Source organism: Ruegeria sp. B1, assembly GCF_056535885.1.
Genome location: NZ_JBQFJA010000001.1, coordinates 2,322,755 through 2,346,843, shown reverse-complemented (window position 1 = coordinate 2,346,843; position 24,089 = coordinate 2,322,755). Strand labels below are relative to the sequence as shown.

Genomic DNA, 24,089 nt, shown 5'->3' with positions numbered 1-24,089 from the left:
CACCATTTCTGTGCGCATCCTCGGACTTGTGTCTTGTCATCGTGACGATAGGTTGGAGCCAGCCAACCAACCCTGGAGCGTTTGACCAATGCCGACGTCCAATACCTCCTCCAGCTACGGCAGCATCACCAAGGCCTTCCACTGGCTGACGGCGCTGCTGATTTTTTTAGCTCTGCCGCTTGGGTGGGTCGCCAATGATATTGCTCATGACGTTTTCGACCCGGCAATACCAACAACCGAAGAAGATATCGCATGGGCTGCCAGCCTGTTTTCGATTCATAAAACCGTTGGTATCACTGTATTTTTTGTCGCGCTGGCTCGGATTTTATGGGCGATCACGCAACCAAAACCGGGACTGTTAAACGCCGAAAACAAACCCGAAGCTTTTGCGGCCGAAACCGTGCATTGGATGCTGTATACATCGCTGGTTCTCGTCCCCCTGACCGGTTGGCTGCACCATGCCGCCGCCGAAGGATTTGCGCCGATCCTATGGCCATTTGGTCAGAACCTGCCGTTTGTCCCAAAGTCGCCCTATCTGGCGGAAGTGACAGCGGGCCTGCACTGGCTGTTCATGTGGGCCCTGGTCGGGTCCCTCGCGCTACACATCATGGGGGCATTGAAGCATCACATCATAGACAAGGACAGCACGCTGCGCCGCATGCTGCCCGGCCATTCGGATGCCCCAGAGCCTCCAGAACAACAGCACTCGGTTGTTCCTGCGTTTGCGGCACTTGTCCTCTGGGGCACCGTATTGCTGGGTGGCTGGGTCATTGGGACATTTACCGATCACTCGCCAGCAGCCATCGACACGGCTGAACTGACCGACGTGCAATCCGACTGGCAGGTCCAAAACGGCGATCTGTCCATCACGATCACACAATTGGGCAGCCCGGTATCCGGCACATTTGCCGATTGGACGGCGGCGATAACATACGACGAACCTTCCGAACTGGGCCTTGCAGGCGCCGTGGATGTCACGGTCGCCATCGGATCGCTTAGCCTTGGCACAGTGACGGAACAGGCCATGGGTTCAGACTTTTTCGACAACAATCAGTTTCCAACCGCACATTTCGCAGCAGACCTGTTCAAAACAGACTCTGGCTATGAGGCGCGAGGGCCACTGACAATCCGGGACAAGACCCTTGACGTGGTTATGCCCTTCGCGTTGGACGTTCAGGATAACACAGCAACCATGGCGGGCTCATTAGAACTCAATCGGCTGGATTTCGACATCGGTACCTCAATGCCGGCCGAAGACTCCCTAGCATTTGCGGTGAATGTCGCCGTCGAATTGACAGCGACCCGAGCCCAGTAAAGTAGGCAGAAAGAAACCGCCGGGGCGAACACCACCGGCGGTTCTTCTTTTTTGATGAATGCGGGCCTAGTCAGCCTTTTGTGCTTCCACAGAAATCTGGACCTGAACTTCGTCGCCAACAAATGGCGCGAACTGACCCAAATCGAATTCGCTGCGCGTCAGGGTCGTTGTCGCATTGAAGCCAGCCCAAGGCTTGTTCGCCATCGGATGTTGATCGACCTTGTTCAACTTGGCGTCCAGAACCACCGATTTGGTCACACCGTTCATGGTCAGATCGCCGGTGATGTTCGCAGTGTCGTCTCCGGTCACTTCGATCGCAGTCGAGGTAAAGGTGATCAGATCCCCTTCGGCCGCACCAAAGAAGTCCTCGGTCATAAAGTGGTCCTCGCGGGGTTTCCAGCCGGTGATCATTTCCAGCACGGGCATAGACACGCTCACGGTTGAGGCGGCGGGGTTTTCCTGATCGAACATGATTTCGCCCTCAAAACCCGAGAACATGCCGTAGGTCGTGGAAAAGCCAAGATGGTCATAGCTGAAAAGAACCTGGCTGTGGCTTGGGTCCAGAACATATTTCTCGGCGCTGGCGAATGCCGAAGTTGCTGTCGTAGCCAGAGCAGCAGCAAGAAGGATGGATTTCATGTCAATCTCCGCAATTTTGTGAATGCAAACCGGTTGGGTTGCTCAAAATAGAAAATGTGCCGCCTACCGGCGGCACACAAGTTTTTTTGAGTCACAAAATCTGTTCCTTTTTGAACAGAATGAAATTCAGGCGAAAATTGTTACGCTTTGGCTCAGTTGGCCCTTGAGCGCTCGGCTGACATCCGCCGATTGCAATGGCAGCTTCATCAGAAGACTTCCATCAACGTCGTAGAGCTGCACCTCATCATCCTCGAACCGGGCACCGCCCAGCGTGTCATAGCTGCGGCGCAACACGGTCTGCGGACGCCCGTTTTCGTTCTTCTGCAGCACCCGAACCTCGCGGCGGATCGGATCAAAATAGGCATCCGGGCGCGGATCCATGACTTCGATTGTCAGCAGGCTGACACCGATAATCAAAAACAGCATCGACGCCGCAAGTTTAATCGGCCAGACATCGGCCCCGATCACCGAACCCGGCATCAACCACATGGAAAAGGCCGAGACGATCAGAAATGCGCCAACCACGCGCGCCAGCAAAATCCGGGCTTTCCAGTTCGCAGCAAACGCGATCTTGACCGGCACAGAGTTTTCAAAGCGTGCGTCTGACGCCTGTTCTTGGAAAGTATTCGTGTTCGTAGCGGTCATAACAAGTGCCCTGTCTGAGGCGGCCATCCTTGGGGTTGGATGTTCCGGCTAGTCCCTAGTGTTGCAAACAACTTTGAGCCGAAAAGCGTCATGAATTGGGCATCCCAAAGGAAATTGGGCGGCGTCTCAAAGGCATATGTGGCAGGGCTTGTACCCGGCGCGCAAACGTGTATACGGGGCCATCCTTCGCATCACGTATGAATCGCGCAGCCTCTCGTGGCAGGGTCGCGAAGGGTGGACTGGCCCCGCCTTTGAAATGCGCCTTGATATAAACAGGAGTGCACATGCCACTGTATGAGCATGTAATGATCGCGCGTCAGGATCTGTCCAACGCGCAGGCAGAAAGCCTTGTCGAACATTTCGGCACCGTTCTGGCTGACAACGGCGGCAACGTCGTCGACAGCGAGTACTGGGGCGTCAAGACCATGGCTTACAAGATCAACAAGAATCGCAAGGGTCACTATTCCTTCCTGAAAACCGAAGCGCCTGCGGGTGCTGTTCAGGAAATGGAGCGCCTGATGCGCCTGCATGATGACGTCATGCGCGTTCTGACCATCAAGGTCGACGAGCATAACGAGGGCCCCTCGGTCCAGATGCAGAAGCGCGACGAGCGCGAAGGCCGCCGCGAGCGCCGTTGATCAACGCCTGAAGAAAGGACATTAAACCATGGCCGCAAAACCATTTTTCCGCCGCCGTAAGGTCTGCCCGTTCTCGGGTGAGAACGCGCCGAAAATCGACTACAAAGACACCCGTCTTCTGCAGCGCTACATCTCTGAGCGTGGCAAGATCGTACCTTCGCGCATCACCGCCGTTTCGGCGAAAAAGCAGCGTGAGTTGGCCCGCGCAATCAAGCGCGCCCGCTTCCTCGCCCTGCTGCCCTACGCCGTGAAGTAAGGAGAGACTGACATGCAAGTTATCCTTCTGGAACGCGTTGCGAAACTGGGTCAGATGGGCGACGTCGTTGACGTCAAGCCCGGCTTTGCCCGCAACTTCCTGCTGCCCCAGGGCAAAGCGCTGAGCGCATCTGAGGCGAACATCGCCTCGTTCGAAGCTCAAAAAGCACAGCTTGAGGCCCGCAACCTGGAAACCAAGACAGAAGCTGAAGCCCTGGCTGAAAAGCTGGACGGTCAGCAGTTCATCGTGATTCGCTCGGCATCGGATGCTGGCGCTCTGTACGGCTCGGTCACTCCGCGTGACGCCGCAGACGCCGCAACTGAGGCCGGTTTTACCGTCGCCAAGAAACAGATCGCTTTGGTCGCGCCGATCAAAGAACTGGGTCTGCACGCGGTTGCCGTGAATCTGCACCCCGAGGTCGAAGTCGAGATCAAGATGAACGTCGCTCGTTCGCAAGAAGAAGCCGAACTTCAGGCGTCAGGCAAGTCGATCCAGGAACTGGCAGCTGAAGAAGAAGCCGAAGCAGAGTTCGAGATCGCCGAATTGTTCGATGACATCGGATCGGCTGCGTCGGAAGACGAAGAGCTGATCGCCGAGGAGGCACCGACCGAGGACGCTTCTGTTGAAGATGAGGACGCCAAAGCCTAATCGGGCAGTCGCTTGATGAAACATGGGGCCGCGCAGTTTGCGCGGCCTTTTTTCGTTGATCCGCAGATGCGAGCAAATTTCAGCCAGATTTGGCGCCTAAGCTTGTGGTTGATTACCAGTTCCCTATGATCGCCACTCTCACGCTGGAGGTTCCACATGGCATTATTCGCAAGACGCAGTTTTATTGCACTTGGGCTGATCGCCTCTCTCACTGCGTGCAGCGGTTCAGGCGTCACACGCGAAGAGACTGAGCCGTTCACACCGCCGCTTTACCCGAATGAAACCCCCGAACTGCGGGCGTCAATCAACAAATGGGCAGATCATTATGAACTGCCGCGCGAGTTGGTTCACAAGCTGGCAATCCGCGAGAGCACACATCGCCCCTGGGCAGTGAACCGCCCCTACTACGGCCTGCTTCAGATCCTTCCGGCAACGGCCCGCTCGATGGGGTATTCAGGAAACGCCCAGGGCTTGCTGGACGCTGACACAAACCTCGAGTTTGCCGGAAAGTACTTGCGCGGGGCGTGGCTGTTGTCGGATGGAGACCAGCAGCGGGCGATATTTCTATACGCAAAAGGATACTATCCTGAGGCCAAAGCCCGCGGAGTGTTGGTGGAGACCGGGCTGAGATCAAAATAACGAGGCTGCTTATTCGTCTTAAACCGAACGCAGTCGCCGCAGGATAGGGTCAAAACACTGAGTTATTCCCTGTATCGCCGCATACCTCAGTGTTAACTGTTGCTTTGAACACGCAATTAACCGGTGGGGTTTGCACAAATACCTTGCAACGCTACCTGTGTTGACGCAACCTACACTGCGATACGGACAGATATGGCGATTTTCTGGGGAAAACTGCCACCACAAAGGTTGGACAGGTGAAACTCGTAGACTTGGCCGCTATTGATCATGAGGAAAAGTCGGCCGCCGACATCATTAATGCTGTCTGCGATGAGTTGGGTTTTGACTATGCGTCTTATGCCACTCTAAACCCCACAAAAGGGGACGTTCAGGGCTATGCGAATTACCCGGACAAGTGGAAGATTCACTATGGAAGCCATGGGTATCACCACTTTGATCCCACCATATATCAATCGATGCTCAGTATTGCACCGGTCGATTGGGGGCGCTTCAACCACGACGAAAAATTCAACGCCGTCTTCCGGGATGCGCATGATTTCGGAATAACCGCTAGGGGTCTGACTGTTCCCATCCGCGGACCCTATGGAGAATGCGGCCTGCTGAATGTCACCCGGGACTGCTCCGATACCGAATGGGGAAAACTGAAGAACCATGTAATGGGAGACCTTCAGATGGCAGCGGTTCAGGCCCACGACACTGTCATGCAATCCGGTTTGCTGACCAAGGCACTGTCAACGCCTACCCTCTCGACCCGGGAAAAAGAAATTCTGCAGTGGGCCGCAGAAGGTAAGTCCCAGCAGGACATTGGCGATATTCTGTGTATTTCGCACCGCACGGTCGAAGTGCATATGCGATCCGGACGCGAAAAACTGGGGGCTTTGACCACCCCTCAGGCGGTCGGACGCGCCATTGGTCTGGGCTTAATTTACCCCGGCTGACCAAAAATTGCGCAAAACTACGGGAAACCCCCAATAGAATCAGGCCCAAACTGGGTTAACTTAATCCCCACGGTAACCAGACTGTAGGGGGATGGAAATGATCATCGTAATTGATGGTATGAATCATCATAAGTTTAAGGACGTTTTGGACGAAACGTTCAAACTGCGAGCGCGGGTGTTCGGGGAACGCCTGGGCTGGGAAGTAAATATCAAGAATGGGCGTGAACGCGACCAATTTGACGACCTGCATCCTGCACATGTTGTAAGCATCGACGACGAGGGGGACGTCGTTGGGTGCATGCGTTTGTTGCAAACAACCGGGCCGCATATGCTGTCCGACGTCTTTAGCTCGTTACTGGACGACGAACCACCGATCCGGAGCGCCCAAGTGTGGGAAGCAACCCGGTTTTGCGTCGACACCAAAAAGCTGGGACGAGGTCGCGGAAAAAACTCAGTCTCGTATGTGACCAGCGAAATCATGATCGGATCGTTCGAGTTTGCGAAATCAGCCGGCGTTCTGGATTCGATTGCGGTTATAGATCCGGTGATGAACCGTGTTTTACAACGCTCCGGCAACGCTCCCTATGACTACCTTGGCACAGCCAAACCTATGGGCAAGGTCGTCGCAATGGCAGCACTTATGGATTGTTCGGATGAACGTATTGCCGGCATTCGGGAATACGCGAGCATTGAACACGACGTGTTCCTGACCGAGGATCAAGCGCTTGAGCGGTTCGCTCGTGGCAAAGTTGAGACACTGCCATGTGCCGCAAACAGTGACTATCAACCGCTGACAGAGTTGGAAAAGTACTTTGTTGAGCAGATGAGCGCCGCGCGCAATGAAGCGGAACGACAGGATGTCTTAAAGCTGATCGAGGCTTTGTCTGACACATTCACACCAGAGCAAAAGATCGCTCTGCTAGATACCCCCCGTGCTTTTGCTCATGAGGCCTGACCCCCTCACCTCATAGTACAAAGCCACCCACGCGGAGCCGTCTAATTCCAGACGGCTCCGCTTTAATTTGTAAACTGGCTTGAAGATGAGGAGGTTTACTCCTCCTCCAGAGCTTCAACAGCTTTTTGCAGATCGTCTTTGCCAACTTCTTTGTCGGCGACCTGGGCCAGTTCAAAAACGTAGTCGACAACCTTGTCCTCAAACAGCGGCGCGCGCAATTGCTGCTGCATCTGGGCGTTTTGCTGCACGAACTCAAAAAACTGGCGTTCCTGACCTGGGTACTGACGCGCCTGGTTCATGATCGCTTGAGTCATCTCTGCATCGGTAACTTCGACCTCAGCCTTCTGTCCGAGTTCAGCAAGCAACAAACCCAGACGGACGCGGCGTTCAGCCAGTTTTTTATGCTCGTCGTTTGGCTCAATCGGCTCTTGGTCTTGGCCTTCCGCATCCGGGTTTTCCTCGTGGAACAACTGGTGTGCGATCTGTTTGGCTTCGGCCTCGACCAGCGACGGCGGCAGATCAAAGGAAACCTTTTCGTCCAACACGTCCAGCAAAGCTCTTTTCATGACCGCGCGCGATGCGCCTGCATACTCGGCTTCCAAACGCTCGGAAATCTGAGCTTTTAGACCAGCAAGATCCTCGGCACCAAACTTGGTGGCCAATTCGTCATTGATCTCGGCGGCGACCGGCTCTTTTACTTCTTTGATCGTGCAGGCAAATACGGCGTCTTTACCGGCAAGATGCTCGGCACCATATTCCTCGGGGAAAGTGACGTTGACGTCCTTTTCCTCTTCGGCCTTTACGCCAACCAGTTGCTCTTCAAAACCGGGGATGAAACTGTTCGATCCCAGAACCAGCGGGTAGTCCTCAGCGGAACCGCCTTCGAACTCTTCGCCATCAACTTTGCCGACAAAATCGATTACGATCTGGTCGCCATCTTTTGCCTTTGAGCCCTTGCGACGCGCTTTGAAGTCCTGTGCGGTTTCGGCCAGGTTGGCCAAAGCTTCGTCAACGGCCGCGTCGTCGGCTTTGACAACCAGCTTTTCCAGCTCCACCGATTTCAGGTCGACCTCTGGGATTTCCGGCAGCGCCTCGTAAGACATGGCAACTTCGACATCGTCACCTTCTTTCCAGTCCTCATTGGTCATCTTGACCTCGGGCTGCAATGCGGGCCGGTCGCCGCTGTCCTCAAAGTGCTTGTTCATAGCACCGTCGATAGTTTCCTGCATCGCCTCACCCAGCAGGCGCTGGCCAAACTGCTTTTTCAGCAGCGCCATCGGCACCTTGCCTTTGCGGAACCCCTTCATCTCGACCTCGGGCTGCGCTTCGGTCAGTTTTTCGTTAACTTTGTCGTCCAGTTCGGCAGCGGTGACAGTAATGTTATACCCGCGTTTCAGACCTTCGTTCAGCGTCTCGGTAACCTGCATTATGGTAGTCCCCATAGGATTCGGGGCGCGCAAAACGGCGCGCCGGGCAAATTTGACGCCTTCTATTGGCACAGCCGCTTACGTGCAAGGGGCAACTGCTGAAATAGCCCTGTTTTGGCGCGGTGTCAGATACAAAAAGCGCCCCGGACCTAACCGGGGCGCAACAGCGGAATTCGATCCGGTCTCAGAACCTCCAGCGGGCTCCCAACACCCAGGCTTGGTTCTGATCAAACGACGTGGTGTCGTCGAAATCGTGATTGCGGTATTTCAGATACGCATCTGTGTTTATGCTGTCGATCCGCTGAACGACGGCAATGCCCCAGGCCTTGGTGCTGGACCCATCGTTTTCGAAGTCAGACCCATCGAAATAGTCCAGGCCAATGCCGGTTTTACCCCAGGCAACCCAGTCCCCCTCGTACGAAACCTTGCCGTACACATAGTTCGGATCGAACGCACCCGCAGCGTCGTCATCGCGCGTACCTGCCGCAACTGTAAAGCCTAGGCCGCTTGGCAACAGAACAGATGCCGACCCGATCGTGTCCTTACGGTCGCCCGAGCCGCCATCGCGTTCGCGCACCGCATAGGCCACACCGGCGGCAAACTCGACGCCACCCGCAAACGTGTTCTCATAAGACAGGCCGATGTCGTAGTAGTCATCGTCATCGCTGCTGGACAGGATGTTCTGACCGTAGGCCACGCCGGCCGAAAACCCGTTTACCGTCGGTGTGTCGAAACGCACACGTCCGCGGCGCGATCCGTCAAAGTTGTCGCTGGAGTCACCCACTGTGATGTCGCTGAGCGTGCCGTCGGTGCCCCGATAGAAAAAGCCCGAGTTCTCATCGTTGGTGAACGAGTAGAGCGCCGTACCTACATAGGACAGGTCCACCTCGGCGGCGCCGTCAGATACCATGCTGCCCTGACCTGCCGAGAATTTACCCCAGCCGCCTTTCAGAGCAAAGTCGACATGCCGGATGTCTTCACGCGTCCAGCCGCTGAAATCCGTGCCCAACTGGTTCCACTCGCTCGAGCTTGGCAGCCCGAGACCGGTTTCAAACCTGAAGGTGAATTCGTTGCTGCCGAATGGTTGCAGCAGGCGCAAACCCACACGGCTGTTCGACAAGGCGTTGTCCAGCACGCGGGTGTCCGTGTCCTGCCCATCATCGACCGCGATCAAAGCCGGGTTCAATTGCCCGTAGAGCAACACATAGCCGCCGCTGTTGTTTTCGTATTTCAGTTCTGCTGCAGCAGGAATGGCTGTCGTTGCCGCCAGAATAGCGACGGCAGAGGACAGTTTTAAGTTGAAGGTCATTCCACTCACCTTAGAGGTTCCGATTTCAGGTATTGCTGAAATGTTCACTAAAGTCATGCATTCCAGAGGCGCAGAAATCCTCGCGCACAAGCATTGCATTTTCGCAACAACACATCCGTGTAGAAAAACGAAATTCACTTTTGTTTTAAACGCTTAGAGATTTTGCGCGACTCAACGCGAACTGCGTCAAACAAATTGTGCCGCACAGCTTTGAAACTGGCGCATATCCGCCATGCGCAACGCAATGCCGGGCTGGCGGACGGGCGCCTTCGCGCCCGTCCGCCGAGGCTCACCCTGTAGATGAATGGCTTTCAAGTCGCTGTAAAACGACCGGTATTTCCTCGGGAAGGTCTTCGGCGATGAGGCCGGGTCCGAAAGATCGCGCGCACTCAACGTGTAACCAGGCGGCGGTTTCAGCGGCTTCCATCGGATCAAACCCGCGCGCAAGCAACCCGGTGATGAACCCGGCCAGCACATCCCCGGACCCGGCAGTGGCCAGCCAGGGTGCTGAACGATCATATTGAGCCGAGTTGACCGAGCATCGACCGTCTGGCGCAGAGATCACCGTGTCAGGCCCCTTGAACAGAACGATGCATCCTGCCCGCCGCGCAGCTTCGGATGCTGCATCCAGTTTTGAATACGCCGGACCTTGGGTGGCAGTCGCATGCAGTTTCTCTGCGAGATCGGGAAACAGGCGGGCAAACTCACCTGCGTGCGGTGTCAACACGCAAGCCTCGTGCAATTGATTGAACAGTGTCGTTGGGTCCTCTACAAAGGCCGAAAGCGCGTCAGCATCCAATACGGTCGGGCGCTTGGCTGAAAGAGCCACCGGTGCCAGCGCACGCGCGCGGTCTAACCCCAACGCCGGCCCCAGGCACAACGCATTCAGCCTGTCATCCCGTAAAAGATCAGACAAATCCTCGGCGCTTTTAACGGGCTGCAGCATGATGGCCGTGATCTGGCTCGCGACTTCGACAAGCGCTGCGGGATCTACAGCCAGGGTCGCGAGACCCGCGCCAATGCGCAAAGCTCCGCGCGCAGCCAACCGCGCGGCACCGGTTTTTCCAGGCAGACCAGACAGTATCAATGCATGACCATAGGTGTACTTGTTCGTCTGCGGCTGTTTGCCAATCCGGGCCGCAGGCCCTGTGACGAGCCTCGCAACCGACCCTTCGGCGTGAGTGTCCCAAACCGTGCCCAACCCAATGGATTTGACAACTAGGTGACCCGACTGAATGGCACCGTGGTCAAGGTAATGACCTCGCTTTGCGCGATGAAACGCAACCGTCAGGTCCGCTGTCGTAAAAACCCCAAGGGCCCGACCGCTGTCAGAGCACAGACCCGAAGGGGTATCGATCGCAACAATTTTTGCACCACCGGGACCTCGCAATTCACCTAAGAATTCAAGGGTTTCCGCCAACTCACCCTCAACCTGACGCACAAGCCCGGTTCCGAACACCGCATCAACGATCAGATCGGGACTGCCAGCGTCATCCATGGTGTGCAAACTGGAGAATTCATAGACCGGCTCAGATTGCGACCATTGTTGGTAATTCGTCTTAGCATCCGGAGGCAGTTTTACAGGATCGCCAAACAGAAAAACACTTACCTCCCAACCCCACTGTTTCAACAGCCTCGCGACGACAAACCCATCGCCGCCGTTGTTGCCGGGGCCACACAAGACCACAGCGGTTCCGGACATCTTAGAGAGTTCTCGCCATTCTTCAAAAATCGCATCGACGACGCCCCGGCCGGCGCGTTCCATCAACTCCAATCCTGTCACCTGTCCAGACCGGATGGCCGCCTGTTCAATCGCGCGCATCTGTGCTGCAGTCAGCAGTTCCGTCATCTCAAATCCTCTTGCGATTCACTTTCGATTACTTTTTAGGCAAATGGGTCAAAATTTCATCCCTCGGCTGAAATCACCCCATCCACCGTCCGCCAAATCCGCAATCGCGTTGCTGCCCGATCTTAGACGTGATCACTGCCATTCTGACAACCATACGAGGTGAGCCGGGATGAAAAAGATCGAAGCGATCATCAAGCCGTTCAAACTGGACGAAGTGAAAGAGGCATTGCAGGACGTTGGCGTCCAGGGCCTCAGTGTGATCGAAGTCAAGGGATTCGGCCGCCAGAAGGGCCACACCGAGCTCTACCGTGGTGCGGAATACGTGGTCGACTTCCTGCCCAAGGTTAAGGTCGAGGTCGTGCTGGACGACGATCAGGTGGATGCTGCCATTGATGCCATCGTCTCTGCTGCAAAAACCGACAAGATCGGTGACGGCAAGATTTTTGTTTCACCCGTCGAACAATCCATCCGCATCCGTACCGGCGAGACCGGCTCGGACGCGCTGTAACAGATCAATCTTCAATCAGGGGAATAGAGAGTATGAGCAAGGACGCAGTTCTTCAGCTGATCCGGGACGAGGATGCCGAATATGTCGATATCCGGTTCACCGATCCGCGTGGCAAACTTCAGCACGTGACAATCATGTCCGATCAGGTCGACGAGGACTTTCTGGAGGAAGGCTTCATGTTCGACGGGTCGTCCATCGCGGGCTGGAAGTCGATCGAGGCATCGGACATGAAACTGATGCCCGACACCGAAAGCGCCTATGTCGATCCGTTCTATGCGGAAAAGACGATCTGCCTGCACTGTTCGGTTGTTGAGCCCGACACTGGTGAGGCCTACGAACGCGACCCGCGTGGCACCGCAGAAAAGGCCGAAGCTTACCTGAAATCTTCCGGTATTGGTGACGCTGCCTACTTCGGACCTGAGGCAGAGTTCTTCCTGTTTGATGATGTCCGTTTCTCAAACAGTATCAACAAGGTATCGTATGAAGTTGATGCAACAGACGCATCCTGGAATACCGACACCGAATATGAGATGGGCAATATGGGCCATCGTCCGGGCGTCAAAGGTGGTTACTTCCCCGTGAACCCTGTCGACGAGAGCCAAGACCTGCGGTCGGAAATGCTGTCGACCATGAAGCGTCTGGGCATGAAGGTCGACAAGCACCACCACGAGGTTGCGTCGTGTCAGCACGAGCTGGGCCTGATCTTTGACAGCCTGACCAAACAGGCCGACGAGCTACAGAAGTACAAGTACGTGATCCACAACGTGGCGCACGCCTACGGCAAATCGGCCACATTCATGCCCAAGCCGATTGCAGGTGACAACGGCACCGGCATGCACGTGAACATGTCGATCTGGAAAGACAACAAGCCGCTGTTTGCAGGCGACAAATACGCTGACCTGTCGGACGAGGCGCTGTGGTTCATCGGCGGTGTGCTGAAGCACGCGAAAACCCTGAACGCGTTCACCAACCCGTCAACCAACAGCTATAAGCGCCTGATCCCGGGCTTCGAGGCCCCTGTTCTGCGCGCCTATTCGGCCCGCAACCGCTCGGGTTGTGTGCGTATCCCATGGACTGAGAGCCCGAAGGCCAAGCGTGTTGAGGCCCGTTTCCCCGATCCGGCCTCAAACCCCTACCTGGCGTTTGCCGCTCTGTTGATGGCTGGTCTGGACGGCATCAAGAACAAGATCGATCCGGGCGAAGCCATGGACAAGAACCTGTACGATCTGCCCGCCGAAGAACTGGCCGACATCCCAACTGTCTGCGGCAGCTTGCGTGAAGCTTTGGAAGCTCTGGCGGCTGATCACGACTTCCTGCTGCAGGGCGACGTGTTCACCAAAGATCAGATCGACGGCTATATCGCACTGAAGATGGAAGAGGTCGAAACCTACGAGCACACCCCGCACCCAGTTGAGTATGGCATGTACTACAGCTGCTGATCCCAGAATTTTCGACGAAAATTCTTGCAAGGGCGTCCATTTGGACGCCCTTGTTTTGTGTAGCGTCCTCTTACAGACTGTCGGTGTCTTTATCTGGATAGGTCATATGCCAACCGATACCGCCTTTTCCCAGTTTTCAAACTTCATCACATCATCGGAGGAGTTGGAGCGCATTACAGGTGCACCGCTGCCTCAGATAGTTGCCAAGGAATTGACCGGGCTCGATCAGATGTGCCGGGACTTTATTGACGCGTCTCCGTTTTGCCTGATCGCCTCAGCCAACCCGTCCGGTCACTTGGATATCTCCCCGCGCGGGGACCCGGCGGGTTTTATCGAAGTCCTGTCCGATACCCTGATTGCCATTCCCGACCGGCCGGGAAACAAGCGGGTCGATACGTTCCACAACGTTTTGCAGGACCCCCGCGTCAGCGTGATATTCTTGGTTCCCGGCAAGATGGAGACGCTGCGGCTGCGCGGACGCGCCAAGATATGCACCGATCCGGACTTGCTGAGTAAGATGGCCATGAACGACCGGGAGCCGAAGCTGGCGTTGCTGATCAATATCGATACCGTCTTTGCGCACTGTCCTAAGTGCATCATCCGGTCTCATCTGTGGCAGGCGGACGAATGGCCAGATGCGTCGAACCTTCCAAACATGAATGCAATGATGGTGAAACACGCCAAGATTAACAAAACCCCGGATGAATGGTTTGAAAGCCTGAAAGGCACCGGGGAACTAGACCTGTATTGAACCCTTTGCAGGGCCTGAAACTCGGCTTAACGTTCAAACCAATCTTTCTCGCAACCGGATTTTATTGATGCTGCGCTTTTTGAAGATAATTGCCCTGACACTAAGCGTCCCGTCCGTTGGTCTGGCGGCACAATGCGGCAACACGGGCGCGGGCTTTGAGGCCTGGAAAGTTGATTTTGCCAAACAGGCGCGCAAGGCGGGTGTCAAGAAAAGGGGGCTTCAGGCGCTGGCCCAAACTCAATATGCAACCCGGACAATCGCCGCTGACCGCAACCAAAAGAGCTTTAGATACTCTTTGGACAAATTCATGCAGGTGCGCGGCGCTGACGCCATCGTATCTCAGGGGCGCAAACGCAAAGCGGCGAACCCGCAGTACTATGCCGCGTTTGAACGCCAATACGGTGTGCCGGCAGGTGTGCTGATCGCCATTCACGGCATGGAAACCGGGTTCGGGAACTTCATGGGAGACAGTCAGGTTGTTTCCGCAATCACAACACTGGCCTACGATTGTCGCCGATCCGAGTTCTTCATTCCCCATGCGATCGGAGCCCTGAAACCGGTCGATCAGGGCAGCATCACCATGGCGACAAAAGGGGCAAAACATGGCGAGCTGGGCCACACACAGTTCCTGCCGGGCAATGCCCTGACCTTTGGGGTGGATGCCACGGGGGATCGTCAGGTGGACTTTTACAACATGACCGACGCATTGGCCTCAACTGCCAATTTTCTGCGCAAGAAAGGCTGGAAACCCGGTCGTGGCTATCAGCCGGGGCAGCCAAACTTTGCCGTTCTTCAGCAGTGGAACGCCGCCTCGGTTTACCAGCAATCCATCGCCATCATTGCCGCCCGAATCGACGGCTAAGGGTGCCACACCGGCACCATCCCCGCCGCCCATTTTGGCCACATTGTCGCCACAGTGGTTAACTGATGCCCTTAGTTCCTTGGTTTCCAAAGCGTAATCAATCTTGGGAAATTTTGATTTTTTTGCATTTTCGTCAAATTCTCTCCGAGATCGGTCGCTAGGATAACGGCTCAGACGACACGCGACAGAGGAAAGCGCAGTGACTCCGACGCACAACTATCACGGCGGCCTGCAATTTGACGGCGACACCGAAGGTGCTCTTGAGCGCTTTGGAACGATCGTGGCAACGACGCTGGAGGATTACGGGCATCTGGTCGAGCGCAAAGCGCTGCTCAGCGCAACGGAGGCCAGCATTGTATCCAGCCAGTATTTGGTGCGCCTGACGTTGGACACCGAAGTCGCGCGGAATGAAGATCGGTACGAGCGTATGGACCGTGCCGCAGGTCTCAAAACAATCGCAAGGCCAATTGTTACGCATCCCAGAAACCGGCTGACTATCTCAGTCTCTCCTGTATCAGAGCTTTTGGACGACAGCGAAGTCTCGGAACTGATGCTGGTGGTGATCCTGTACCGCATGGTCGACATCTGTACGACGCGGCGTGTTGAGTGGTTGTCCCCAAACACCGTTCTGACCATCGAACAGTTCATGAGCGCGTTTGACACGCTGGCCCCCCGCCGACAGCGCAACAGAAAACAGATTTTTCAGGCAGTTTCGGGGCCCTTCGCTGGATTGGACACTCCAAGTACCTCAGAGTCGGAAGATCAGGACCCGGGCACACAGACACAGCCGGCCCGACCCATCCAGTTATCGGATGAGCAACTATTGAGCATAGCATTCCGAACGGAAGACGACGGCTCCGACCCCATCGATGCCAACGCGCAGGACCAAGACGATGAAGAACGTCCAAGCGACGTTCTGCGACTGAGCAGCTGGTGCATGACAGGTGTGATTGCCAGCGTGTCCACGCCAATTGCCCTGTCGATGGCAGCGGTCAACCTGATCCGGGGCGAGGATTTCCGACTGAACACCCAGGTTCTCGTGTTCACGGTTGCCATTGTGGCATTGAATACCAGCAATGCGTTTGCAGATGTCGCCGTCGCGCTAGGAATGTAGCCAAATTACAGAAGACCCTCCTTGGAGGCCCCGCCGTCAGGCGGGTTTTCCATTTCTGACAGACGTTTCGCTGCCAGAACATATGTATGAATCGAGAAAACCACCGCCCGTGTTTCTGGCAAGCGTAGCAGGGTTTGACGCTCGCTGCGCAGGTACTGCGCGCGTCCGCGGTCACGAATCTCGCGCGGCTGGCTTACACTGCGGGGCTGGAACAGTTCGGCGTCTTCGTACCACAACGCATTGAACCGCCAGAGAGGGCGATGCGGCTGAATACCATCAAACAAGCGCTGCACCCGCTTTGCCACGTTTGTGTCGTAACTCTCAACAGGAACGTGAATGTCCACCAATGGGCGTAAGAACTTCTCAGACAGGCGCCAACTGGCGGGAAAGCAAAGAACCGCACCGGTCAAAACATGTTGGTCCCCTTGCTTTTGCAAAAGGCAGAAGTCCTCTTGGACAAGTCGACCCAGAGTGTCCAACGGGTTCTTCCGATCAAGGGCGACAGACACTCCATCTGGCCGGATGACTTGGTCCTTGGCGTCCGGGTAGACCTGCGCAACAACCAGATCCAGTAACTCCTGCGCGGCGGGCTTTGCCCGAGGGTCCAGCGCCAGAACCTCCCCCTGGCGTTCACGCAAAAGGGTTTCGCGTCGCTGCATCTGTTCCGCAAAGACCTCATCCTTATGCAACCAGGTATCCATGTGTGCCGGTTGTATCCCTGGCAAGGCGCGTGGTTTGAACGGATTATATGGGATAGTCTCTTGCAGGATTACTGTCATCCGTTGGAACTAACACCCCAATGGCACTTTGTCGGTCAAAAAGCGACAATCGGACCGTCGCAAATCACCGAGACGATTTGGCAATGAGTCCTCAGGCTTAGGGCGCAAGCAGGGAGGCAAGCCGTGAACCAGCACTACCGGGACGCCCGCAAGATCGATCCCACACGTGGGGCAACGCTTGGTGATGGCACGCCCAACGACAACGACCGGATCGAAATCGGACCCACACAGCTGGCCTTTGCAGAGTGGGCCGCAGCGGGCCTGTCGCTGCCGAACCTCGAACGGATGAGGGAGTTTCGCTGGAAGCGTTTGACCCAAGCCATCGTGGATCGCGGATATGGCGGCTTGTTGATGTTTGACCCGCTCAACATCCGTTATGCCACCGACAGCACCAATATGCAGCTATGGAACACGCACAACCCGTTCAGGGCCGTACTGTTGTGCGCCGACGGCTATATGGTCATCTGGGATTACAAGAATTCACCCTTCCTCTCCACGTTCAATCCGCTGGTGCGCGAACAGCGTTCCGGGGCCGATCTGTTCTACTTTGACAGAGGTGACAAAGTGGATGTGGCGGCTGATGTGCTGTCGAACGAGATCCGGGTTCTGATCGCCGAACATGGTGGCGGAAACACGCGGCTGGCCGTCGACAAGATTATGCTGCACGGGCTGCGCGCGCTTGAGGCACAGGGCTTTGAAGTCATGGAAGGCGAGGAAGTCACCGAGAAAACCCGCGCCATAAAAGGGCCGGATGAAATCCTGGCAATGCGCTGCGCCAACCATGCCTGCCAAACGGCGGTGAGTGAGATGGAAAACTTCGCGCGCGCGAACGTGGGGGATGGAAAAACATCCGAGGATGACATCTGGGCCGTATTGCATGCCGAGAACATCCGACGCGGCGGTGAGTGGATCGAGACCCGGTTGCTGGCATCGGGCCAACGCACCAATCCCTGGTTTCAGGAATGCGGCCCAAGGATCACGCAGCAGAACGAGATCATCGCGTTCGACACCGATCTGATCGGGTCTTACGGCATATGCATCGATATCTCGCGCACTTGGTGGATCGGAGATCAAAAACCGCGCCCTGACATGATCTATGCAATGCAGCATGCGCATGAGCACATCATGACAAATATGCAGATGCTGAAACCCGGCGTGATGATCCCGGAACTGACCGCAAATGCGCATAAGCTGGACGACAAGTTTCAGGCACAGAAATACGGCTGTCTGATGCACGGCGTCGGTCTGTGTGACGAGTGGCCGTTGGTCGCCTACCCTGACAAGGCCGTTGCAGGCGCCTACGATTATCCGTTGGAACCCGGCATGGTATTATGCGTTGAGGCCGCAGTCGGCGAAGTTGGCGGCGATTTCTCAATCAAGCTGGAAGATCAGGTTCTGATCACCGAAGACGGGTACGAAAACCTGAGCACGTACCCGTTCGATGCGCAATTGATGGGCTATGAGTGAGGCTGCGCGCTCACTCGGGCCATGTTGACCGCCGCACGTTGCCATGCCAGTCCTCGATTTCCGGGCTGGATTGAACCTGCGGCACTGCACCGGCCTCGGGCCAGGCCCGTCCAAGGGCAAAGCCAGTTGCGCCGATCAAAACTATCACCAACAGCGTGCCCAATCGTAGTTCGGGGACAGCTGGGTTTGAAGTTGTATGTGCCATATCAGCCTCCTACTTGGGATGTGTGTTCCGGCAACATGGGCTCCGGCTTCCAATTATTAAAACGAATGTTTGTTGGCAATATCATCACTTTTCATGATGGATATTGATAGTCCCCTTCATGCGCTTCAAAGCAGTTTGCAATTCATACTTGAGGGTCTTCGCAGTACGTCGGCTTGGCTGCTGAGTTCTCACCTTCCTGTGACGCGTGTGACACAAGGGTTGTGACACTCAGCGGATGCACACAGTATCAAGGGCGTTCCCCAGCAACCCAAGGAGCCGACATGCCAACGGAACGCATTACTTTTGCCGGTCATGACGGCAGCCAACTGGCCGCACGGCTGGATTTGCCCGATGGGCCGGTGCTTGCGACAGCGCTTTTTGCGCATTGCTTTACCTGTTCCAAGGACATCCCCGCTGCCCGCCGTATCTCGGCCCGGTTGGCGGCAATGGGCATCGCCGTCCTGCGGTTCGATTTCACCGGGCTGGGCCATTCGGGTGGTGAGTTTGCAAATACGACCTTCACATCGAATGTCGAGGATCTGATATCCGCCGCGCAATACTTGGCGGGTCGAAACATGGCTCCCGCGCTGTTGATCGGCCATTCTCTGGGGGGCGCGGCCGTCTTGCGGGCGCGGTCTGGTATTCCTTCGGTCAAAGCGGTCGTGACATTGGGTGCACCGGCGGATCCGGGCCATGTCTCACACCATTTCGAAGATGCCCTGCCCCAGATTCAACGGGACGGCAGTGCTGATGTCACGCTGGGTGGGCGTCCGTTCCGCATCGGCAAAGCCTTCGTCGACGACATTTCCGAGGCGGCACTGGCCCCAGCTATCGCTGATCTCAAGGCGGCCCTGCTGATCCTGCACGCGCCGCTGGACGAAACCGTCAGCATTGACAATGCCAGCACGATCTTTCTGGCGGCAAAACACCCCAAGAGCTTTGTGACGCTGGACGATGCCGACCATCTGATCACGCGTGCCACCGATGCCGAATATGCCGCAGAAGTCATTGCCGCATGGGTGTCGCGCTACGTGGAACTGCATCCCCCTGCGCCGCCCCCTGGCGCGCCGGAAGGGGTTGTGCGTGTCACCGAAATTGACCCGAGCGGGTTTGCCCAAGACGTTCAGTCCGGCCCAAGTCACCACGTGGTCGCAGACGAACCAGCCTCTTACGGCGGCACAGATCGCGGCATGTCCCCGTATGGATTTGTGTCTGCTGGTTTGGGGGCCTGTACCTCGATGACAATCCGCATGTATGCGCGCCGCAAAAAGTGGCCACTGACCGGGGTCAGCGTAGATGTCTGCCACGACAAGGTGCATGCTCAGGACGCAGGCCTCGCCAACGAAGGCAAGGTCGACCAATTCCGCCGCAAAATCCGGCTGGATGGCCCGTTGGATCAGGACCAGCGTGCCCGTCTGCTGGAGATTGCGGACAAATGCCCGGTCCACAGAACTCTGGAAGGGTCCGCGCATATCACCACCGAGTTACTCCCCGCGACGTAAGCAGCAGGTTGCAAATTCAAGACGGATTACCGGCGTCGCGGTGCTGGCCGATGGATCGGCGGCCGCGCAGCCGGGGGACGCGCCACAGGCGGACGTGGCCGCGCGGGCGGCTTGCCTATGGGCGGCGTGGGGCGTGCCGGTGGTTTGTTGATTGGGAGTTTGGGCCGGTCCGGGACGTTTACATCCACGTCAACGTCCACGTCATGGTAATAGTCGTTCCACAGCATCGAGTCGTAGAACGGATCATACCCGTATCCGACACCAACGGTGACGCCATCGCATGCCGAAAGGGTAAATGCACCCGCTCCCAGACCTAGCGCCAGAACAGACCGTTTGAGAAGCTTGTTGGTCATGTGTGCCCCCTACCGCAATGACCGGAACGACGCGAAAACGGCGTTCAGATCATCGACATAACCCGGGTCCGCTCCGTCCCTAAGCACGGCCACTGCAATCGCGACGCGGTCGCGCGGCAGGTCGATGATCGTCGCTGTAAAACTCACACCACGTCCATCCCGGCTGCCCGTGCCACGGATCACGCGCGCAGGCAAACCGCCGATGCGCGTGTCGCTGGTACTGGAAACAACTGGATCTCTGGCGAGAAACTTGTCGATATCTTGAAGGTATCGGACCCCGCCTTCAATGTCTTTAACGCCCGCCGGTGAAACAAACCCCATCCAGGCCGCGTCATCTGTAACGGGTCTCAACCCCATGATGCGGGAAACAGCCCGCGGATCGCCCAGATTTGTATCCTCGATCTCGCGGGGAGCACCGGTGCGGAGCATCCAGAAGTCCGGCACCGAAAACTTGAAAAGCGCCTGACCATTATCCGTATAGCTGACCGGGGTTTCTGCTGATGCGGCAGTAAAGCCGCCCATCCACATCGCACAACAAATGAAAAGGGCTGATTTCCAAACACTACGCATTTTTAAATAACCTGATGGTTGATGTACCTCCAGCTTGGCCTCTGGCGGTGATTCTTGTCCAGCATCGTGTTGCGGCGACACAAAAAAACCGCGCCAGGCTCAAGCTGGCGCGGTTTGCATCGCTGTGCTCAACGCAGATTTTTAGCTGCGGGCGTTACCCATCAGCTTCCACAGACCGGGAATCAACAGCGCCGCCAGCGCCAGCTTGATCGCATCGCCCAGCACAAACGGTGTCAGACCCCATTCCAAGATCGGCTGATCCCAGCCATAAAGCCGACCCAACCAGAGCAGACCGGGCACATAGATCACAACATTGGCCAACACCAGCGCCAGCGCCAGTTTACCAACCGAGCGATCCCAGCCGCGCGCGGCCAGCGCGCCCAGCAGAACAGTGGCCAGCAGGTAACCGGCAAGGTAGCCGCCAGTACCGCCCATCATGTAGGTCAGGCCGAATTTCTCAGCTGACGAGCCTGCAAATACGTCAAAGCCCAACGCGCCGATCAGCAGGTATCCCATCATGGTGATCAGACCCAGACGCGCACCATAGGCAGTGCCGATCGTCAGCACCGCAAAGGTGCCCATCGTCATGGGGACCGGCCACATAGGGACTTTGATCTTCGCAGCAACAGCCAAGGCCAAAATACCCAGCGCAACCAGCGCTACCTGTTTGACGCGCAGCGCTGTCCCCTCGCGCGGGCCGATCGCTTCGGCCAGAACATTCGCATTCATATTTCGTTTTCTCCAAGTTCGGACTTGTTTGCAGCCGCAGCATTGCCCATTCCAACGCGCTGCTGCAAGATGATTGCGCTATCTTAGCCGATATTCGGTCTCCATTTCATAGGATTTTCTGGGCCCGGTAACCGTCCACCGCACCGACCACACCGGCCAGCGCGAAAAATCATAGGCCGCATCATAGCTGTCGGGTGGACAATCATGGTGATCCGAGGCCTGCACGCCCCCAAGCGTCAAACTGTGAAAAAATCGGCCGTCATCAAAGTGCACCGCGATTCCATCCTCGCTTTTGCGCCACAGGTATCTGCGTGTTCCTGTCATATCGTTTTGACCCGGCAGCCGCAGAGTGACCGTTTCGTCATATGTTAGACCGTCATCCGCGGGGACCAGACACGCCAAACCCTCGGCGTGCACAATCTGACCCGCCTTGGCGTCTCGTATGACGCGCTGCACCTGCCACTCCCCCACAAAATCAGAAATGGACTGCGGCCCGCTCATTCGGCGTAGGTTCCGTCCGTGATGTCACGGCCCTCTCCGATAAACCGGATTGTGTTGCCGTCTTTCTGAACATCGTAACAGGCCCACAAGTCGGAAGGTGGCCATAAAGAGCAGTATTGGTCCCCTCGCACCGCCCATCGTCCCGAACTGGGGCGTCCCGAAAAATACTGCGTCAGCATGCTGTCTTCAAAGGTTTGCCAGGCACCCTCACCGTAGTCGAGCTTCTTTCCGATCAGTGCCTGAAGAATTTCATCTCCCGACAGAGCCTGAAACTCATCTGCCACCAAAACACCGGGCCAGATCGCCAAAATCAGGGCAAACCGTCTCATTCCTGCACTCGTGCCTTGTTCCTTTGTGCCCACGGGTTTAAACCCCGCGCCATCACCTAAGGCCAAATCACAAAAAGGTGCCGCTGCCAATGATTCCACGCTACTCCCGCCCCGACATGGTTGCCATCTGGTCGCCGGAAACCAAGTTCCGCATCTGGTACGAGATCGAGGCGCATGCCTGCGACGCCATGGCGGATCTGGGCGTGATCCCGCGTGAGAATGCCGAGTCTGTTTGGAAAGCCAAGGACGTTGAATTCGACGTGGCCCGCATCGACGAAATCGAAGCGGTCACCAAGCATGATGTTATCGCCTTTCTGACCCATCTGGCGGAGCATGTCGGCAGCGACGAGGCGCGCTTCGTTCATCAGGGGATGACCAGCTCGGATGTCCTCGACACATGTTTCAACGTGCAGCTGACCCGGGCCGCCGACATCCTGATCGCAGACCTTCAGGGCCTTTTAGCCGCCTTGAAGCGCCGCGCCTATGAACACAAAGAGACCGTCCGCATTGGCCGCAGCCACGGTATTCACGCCGAACCTACTACAATGGGGCTGACTTTTGCCCGGTTTTACGCCGAGATGGATCGCAACCTGTCCCGCATGCGCGACGCGCGGGCCGAGATTGCGACCGGTGCCATCTCGGGCGCAGTTGGCACATTTGCCAATATCGACCCGCAGGTCGAAGAACATGTCTGTGACCAGATGGGTCTGGTCCCCGAACCGATCAGCACGCAGGTCATTCCGCGCGACCGTCATGCCGCGTTCTTTGCCACTTTGGGCGTGATCGCCAGCAGCATCGAGAACATCGCGGTCGAAGTCCGCCATATGCAGCGGACCGAGGTTCTGGAGGCCGAAGAGTTCTTTTCAAAGGGCCAAAAGGGCTCGTCGGCAATGCCGCACAAACGCAACCCGGTGCTGACGGAGAACCTGACCGGTCTGGCCCGGCTTGTGCGCATGGCTGTTGTTCCAGCGATGGAAAATGTGGCCCTCTGGCACGAGCGCGATATCTCGCACTCATCGGTCGAGCGCAATATCGGCCCCGACGCAACCGTCACTTTGGACTTTGCGCTCTCCCGTCTGACCAGCGTGATCGACAAACTGGTCGTCTATCCGGACAACATGCTGGCCAATATGAACAAATTCCGTGGCTTGGTGATGAGCCAGCGGGTATTACTGGCGCTGACGCAGGCAGGCGTCAGCCGCGAAGATGCGTATCGGCTGGTACAGCGCAACGCAATGAAGGTCTGGGAAGAAGGCAAGGATTTCAAAACCGAGTTGCTGAGCGACCCGGATGTCACTGCAGCGCTGAGCGCGGATGAGATCGAGGAAAAGTTCGATCTCGGGTACCACACCAAACATGTCGATACGATCTTTGAGCGCGTGTTCGGCGCCTAGACCAAAGCCGGGTGGTCTTAGACAAAGCCCGGCCTATTGTACGGCCTTTGTTGTTTTGCCAAACCCTCGGAAATAGGGTACGATCCGCGTGCATTTGCCTTCACGGGAGCACCACGATGATCCGCACCGTTCTTTGCACACTGGCCCTTGTTTGTGCCGCCTCGGCTGGCCTTGCCTGCAGCGCGCATCAGCAGCAGACACAGTCCTGTGCCTCGGGCACATTCTGGGACACCGCCTCGCAAAGCTGCGTGAAAATCGTCAACAGCTGACGATCTTCTGTCCTACTTGTGAATAAAAGCGACGGATCGGGTGTTCGGTTTTTTGCAGA

General features: G+C 56.5%; 28 protein-coding genes. 16 read left to right on the top strand and 12 right to left on the bottom strand.

Translation table 11 applies throughout. The features are described from left to right. The first annotated feature begins 88 nt into the window (after positions 1 to 88). Complete coding sequence (locus tag ACR3ES_RS11595; protein ID WP_170432799.1) at positions 89 to 1,315, top strand: cytochrome b/b6 domain-containing protein; 1,227 nt, start codon at positions 89 to 91, stop codon at positions 1,313 to 1,315. A 66-nt stretch (positions 1,316 to 1,381) separates the two neighbouring features. On the opposite strand, the gene ACR3ES_RS11590 is transcribed toward ACR3ES_RS11595, so the two are convergent. Both ACR3ES_RS11590 and ACR3ES_RS11585 read right to left on the bottom strand, forming a co-directional pair. Further along, complete coding sequence (locus ACR3ES_RS11590) at positions 1,382 to 1,954, bottom strand: YceI family protein (RefSeq protein WP_170432802.1); 573 nt, start codon at positions 1,952 to 1,954, stop codon at positions 1,382 to 1,384. A 126-nt stretch (positions 1,955 to 2,080) separates the two neighbouring features. Continuing rightward, positions 2,081 to 2,599, bottom strand: a complete 519-nt coding sequence (locus tag ACR3ES_RS11585) for a hypothetical protein (RefSeq protein ID WP_170432805.1) — start codon at positions 2,597 to 2,599, stop codon at positions 2,081 to 2,083. A gap of 284 nt (positions 2,600 to 2,883) precedes the next feature. Here ACR3ES_RS11585 and rpsF point away from each other — a divergent pair, with 284 nt between their 5' ends. The 6 genes from rpsF (at position 2,884) to ACR3ES_RS11555 (ending at position 6,673) form a co-directional block, all read left to right on the top strand. Further along, positions 2,884 to 3,237, top strand: a complete 354-nt coding sequence (gene rpsF, locus ACR3ES_RS11580; protein WP_170432807.1) for a 30S ribosomal protein S6 — start codon at positions 2,884 to 2,886, stop codon at positions 3,235 to 3,237. Positions 3,238 to 3,265: 28 nt separating this feature from the next. Beyond that, complete coding sequence (rpsR, locus tag ACR3ES_RS11575) at positions 3,266 to 3,493, top strand: 30S ribosomal protein S18 (protein ID WP_005608650.1); 228 nt, start codon at positions 3,266 to 3,268, stop codon at positions 3,491 to 3,493. Between the two features lie 12 nt (positions 3,494 to 3,505). Beyond that, on the top strand, positions 3,506 to 4,141 hold the full coding sequence (gene rplI, locus ACR3ES_RS11570) for a 50S ribosomal protein L9 (RefSeq protein WP_480425369.1): 636 nt from the start codon (positions 3,506 to 3,508) through the stop codon (positions 4,139 to 4,141). 156 nt (positions 4,142 to 4,297) lie between these two features. Then, positions 4,298 to 4,780: a transglycosylase SLT domain-containing protein gene (locus ACR3ES_RS11565; RefSeq protein ID WP_480425368.1), complete on the top strand. Its 483-nt coding sequence runs from the start codon at positions 4,298 to 4,300 to the stop codon at positions 4,778 to 4,780. Positions 4,781 to 5,016: 236 nt separating this feature from the next. Then, the gene (locus ACR3ES_RS11560; protein ID WP_480425366.1) at positions 5,017 to 5,718 is read left to right on the top strand and encodes a helix-turn-helix transcriptional regulator; all 702 of its coding nucleotides are present in this window, start codon (positions 5,017 to 5,019) and stop codon (positions 5,716 to 5,718) included. A gap of 97 nt (positions 5,719 to 5,815) precedes the next feature. Next, positions 5,816 to 6,673, top strand: a complete 858-nt coding sequence (locus tag ACR3ES_RS11555; RefSeq protein WP_170432819.1) for an acyl-homoserine-lactone synthase — start codon at positions 5,816 to 5,818, stop codon at positions 6,671 to 6,673. Between the two features lie 95 nt (positions 6,674 to 6,768). Here the strand turns inward: ACR3ES_RS11555 and tig are convergent, their stop codons facing one another. The 3 genes from tig to ACR3ES_RS11540 all read right to left on the bottom strand — a co-directional run bounded on the left by tig (position 6,769) and on the right by ACR3ES_RS11540 (position 11,258). Continuing rightward, on the bottom strand, positions 6,769 to 8,100 hold the full coding sequence (gene tig, locus ACR3ES_RS11550) for a trigger factor (RefSeq protein ID WP_170432822.1): 1,332 nt from the start codon (positions 8,098 to 8,100) through the stop codon (positions 6,769 to 6,771). 184 nt (positions 8,101 to 8,284) lie between these two features. Beyond that, positions 8,285 to 9,409 carry a porin gene (locus tag ACR3ES_RS11545; RefSeq protein ID WP_170432824.1) on the bottom strand — a complete coding sequence of 375 codons (1,125 nt, stop codon included), beginning with the start codon at positions 9,407 to 9,409 and terminating at the stop codon, positions 8,285 to 8,287. 289 nt (positions 9,410 to 9,698) lie between these two features. Continuing rightward, positions 9,699 to 11,258, bottom strand: a complete 1,560-nt coding sequence (locus ACR3ES_RS11540) for an NAD(P)H-hydrate dehydratase (protein ID WP_170432826.1) — start codon at positions 11,256 to 11,258, stop codon at positions 9,699 to 9,701. A 169-nt stretch (positions 11,259 to 11,427) separates the two neighbouring features. Here ACR3ES_RS11540 and ACR3ES_RS11535 point away from each other — a divergent pair, with 169 nt between their 5' ends. The 5 genes from ACR3ES_RS11535 (at position 11,428) to ACR3ES_RS11515 (ending at position 15,932) form a co-directional block, all read left to right on the top strand. After that, positions 11,428 to 11,766 carry a P-II family nitrogen regulator gene (locus ACR3ES_RS11535; RefSeq protein ID WP_170432829.1) on the top strand — a complete coding sequence of 113 codons (339 nt, stop codon included), beginning with the start codon at positions 11,428 to 11,430 and terminating at the stop codon, positions 11,764 to 11,766. 32 nt (positions 11,767 to 11,798) lie between these two features. Then, the gene (gene glnA / locus ACR3ES_RS11530; RefSeq protein ID WP_170432832.1) at positions 11,799 to 13,205 is read left to right on the top strand and encodes a type I glutamate--ammonia ligase; all 1,407 of its coding nucleotides are present in this window, start codon (positions 11,799 to 11,801) and stop codon (positions 13,203 to 13,205) included. Positions 13,206 to 13,311: 106 nt separating this feature from the next. Next, positions 13,312 to 13,956, top strand: a complete 645-nt coding sequence (locus ACR3ES_RS11525; RefSeq protein ID WP_170432835.1) for an MSMEG_1061 family FMN-dependent PPOX-type flavoprotein — start codon at positions 13,312 to 13,314, stop codon at positions 13,954 to 13,956. Between the two features lie 67 nt (positions 13,957 to 14,023). After that, positions 14,024 to 14,818 (top strand): lytic murein transglycosylase, encoded by a 795-nt coding sequence (locus tag ACR3ES_RS11520; RefSeq protein ID WP_170432838.1) that lies wholly within the window; start codon positions 14,024 to 14,026, stop codon positions 14,816 to 14,818. Between the two features lie 199 nt (positions 14,819 to 15,017). Beyond that, on the top strand, positions 15,018 to 15,932 hold the full coding sequence (locus ACR3ES_RS11515) for a hypothetical protein (protein WP_170432841.1): 915 nt from the start codon (positions 15,018 to 15,020) through the stop codon (positions 15,930 to 15,932). 5 nt (positions 15,933 to 15,937) lie between these two features. Here the strand turns inward: ACR3ES_RS11515 and ACR3ES_RS11510 are convergent, their stop codons facing one another. Continuing rightward, positions 15,938 to 16,711, bottom strand: a complete 774-nt coding sequence (locus ACR3ES_RS11510; RefSeq protein WP_480634448.1) for a heme-dependent oxidative N-demethylase family protein — start codon at positions 16,709 to 16,711, stop codon at positions 15,938 to 15,940. 123 nt (positions 16,712 to 16,834) lie between these two features. On the opposite strand from ACR3ES_RS11510, the gene dddP reads away from it, so the two are divergent. After that, the gene (gene dddP, locus ACR3ES_RS11505) at positions 16,835 to 18,178 is read left to right on the top strand and encodes a dimethylsulfonioproprionate lyase DddP (RefSeq protein WP_170432846.1); all 1,344 of its coding nucleotides are present in this window, start codon (positions 16,835 to 16,837) and stop codon (positions 18,176 to 18,178) included. A 10-nt stretch (positions 18,179 to 18,188) separates the two neighbouring features. On the opposite strand, the gene ACR3ES_RS11500 is transcribed toward dddP, so the two are convergent. Then, positions 18,189 to 18,383 (bottom strand): hypothetical protein, encoded by a 195-nt coding sequence (locus tag ACR3ES_RS11500; RefSeq protein WP_170432848.1) that lies wholly within the window; start codon positions 18,381 to 18,383, stop codon positions 18,189 to 18,191. 281 nt (positions 18,384 to 18,664) lie between these two features. On the opposite strand from ACR3ES_RS11500, the gene ACR3ES_RS11495 reads away from it, so the two are divergent. Next, complete coding sequence (locus ACR3ES_RS11495) at positions 18,665 to 19,885, top strand: bifunctional alpha/beta hydrolase/OsmC family protein (protein WP_170432851.1); 1,221 nt, start codon at positions 18,665 to 18,667, stop codon at positions 19,883 to 19,885. Between the two features lie 26 nt (positions 19,886 to 19,911). Here ACR3ES_RS11495 and ACR3ES_RS11490 read toward each other — a convergent pair whose 3' ends face one another. The 5 genes from ACR3ES_RS11490 to ACR3ES_RS11470 all read right to left on the bottom strand — a co-directional run bounded on the left by ACR3ES_RS11490 (position 19,912) and on the right by ACR3ES_RS11470 (position 22,367). Then, on the bottom strand, positions 19,912 to 20,238 hold the full coding sequence (locus tag ACR3ES_RS11490) for a hypothetical protein (protein WP_170432854.1): 327 nt from the start codon (positions 20,236 to 20,238) through the stop codon (positions 19,912 to 19,914). Between the two features lie 9 nt (positions 20,239 to 20,247). Further along, on the bottom strand, positions 20,248 to 20,760 hold the full coding sequence (locus tag ACR3ES_RS11485) for a lysozyme family protein (protein ID WP_170433131.1): 513 nt from the start codon (positions 20,758 to 20,760) through the stop codon (positions 20,248 to 20,250). A 189-nt stretch (positions 20,761 to 20,949) separates the two neighbouring features. Further along, complete coding sequence (locus ACR3ES_RS11480) at positions 20,950 to 21,537, bottom strand: biotin transporter BioY (RefSeq protein ID WP_170432857.1); 588 nt, start codon at positions 21,535 to 21,537, stop codon at positions 20,950 to 20,952. A gap of 78 nt (positions 21,538 to 21,615) precedes the next feature. Next, positions 21,616 to 22,038, bottom strand: a complete 423-nt coding sequence (locus ACR3ES_RS11475) for a DUF6314 family protein (protein WP_170432860.1) — start codon at positions 22,036 to 22,038, stop codon at positions 21,616 to 21,618. Then, positions 22,035 to 22,367 (bottom strand): hypothetical protein, encoded by a 333-nt coding sequence (locus ACR3ES_RS11470; protein ID WP_170432863.1) that lies wholly within the window; start codon positions 22,365 to 22,367, stop codon positions 22,035 to 22,037. Before ACR3ES_RS11470 ends, ACR3ES_RS11475 begins: the two co-directional genes overlap by 4 nt. A gap of 89 nt (positions 22,368 to 22,456) precedes the next feature. Here ACR3ES_RS11470 and purB point away from each other — a divergent pair, with 89 nt between their 5' ends. Together purB and ACR3ES_RS11460 are read left to right on the top strand one after the other, a co-directional pair. Next, a complete protein-coding gene (purB, locus tag ACR3ES_RS11465; RefSeq protein ID WP_170432866.1) occupies positions 22,457 to 23,761 on the top strand; it encodes an adenylosuccinate lyase in 1,305 nt (434 codons plus the stop codon). A gap of 116 nt (positions 23,762 to 23,877) precedes the next feature. Continuing rightward, entirely contained in the window at positions 23,878 to 24,030 is a 153-nt protein-coding gene (locus ACR3ES_RS11460) for a chitin-binding domain-containing protein (RefSeq protein WP_170432869.1), read from the top strand. Positions 24,031 to 24,089: the final 59 nt, after the last annotated feature.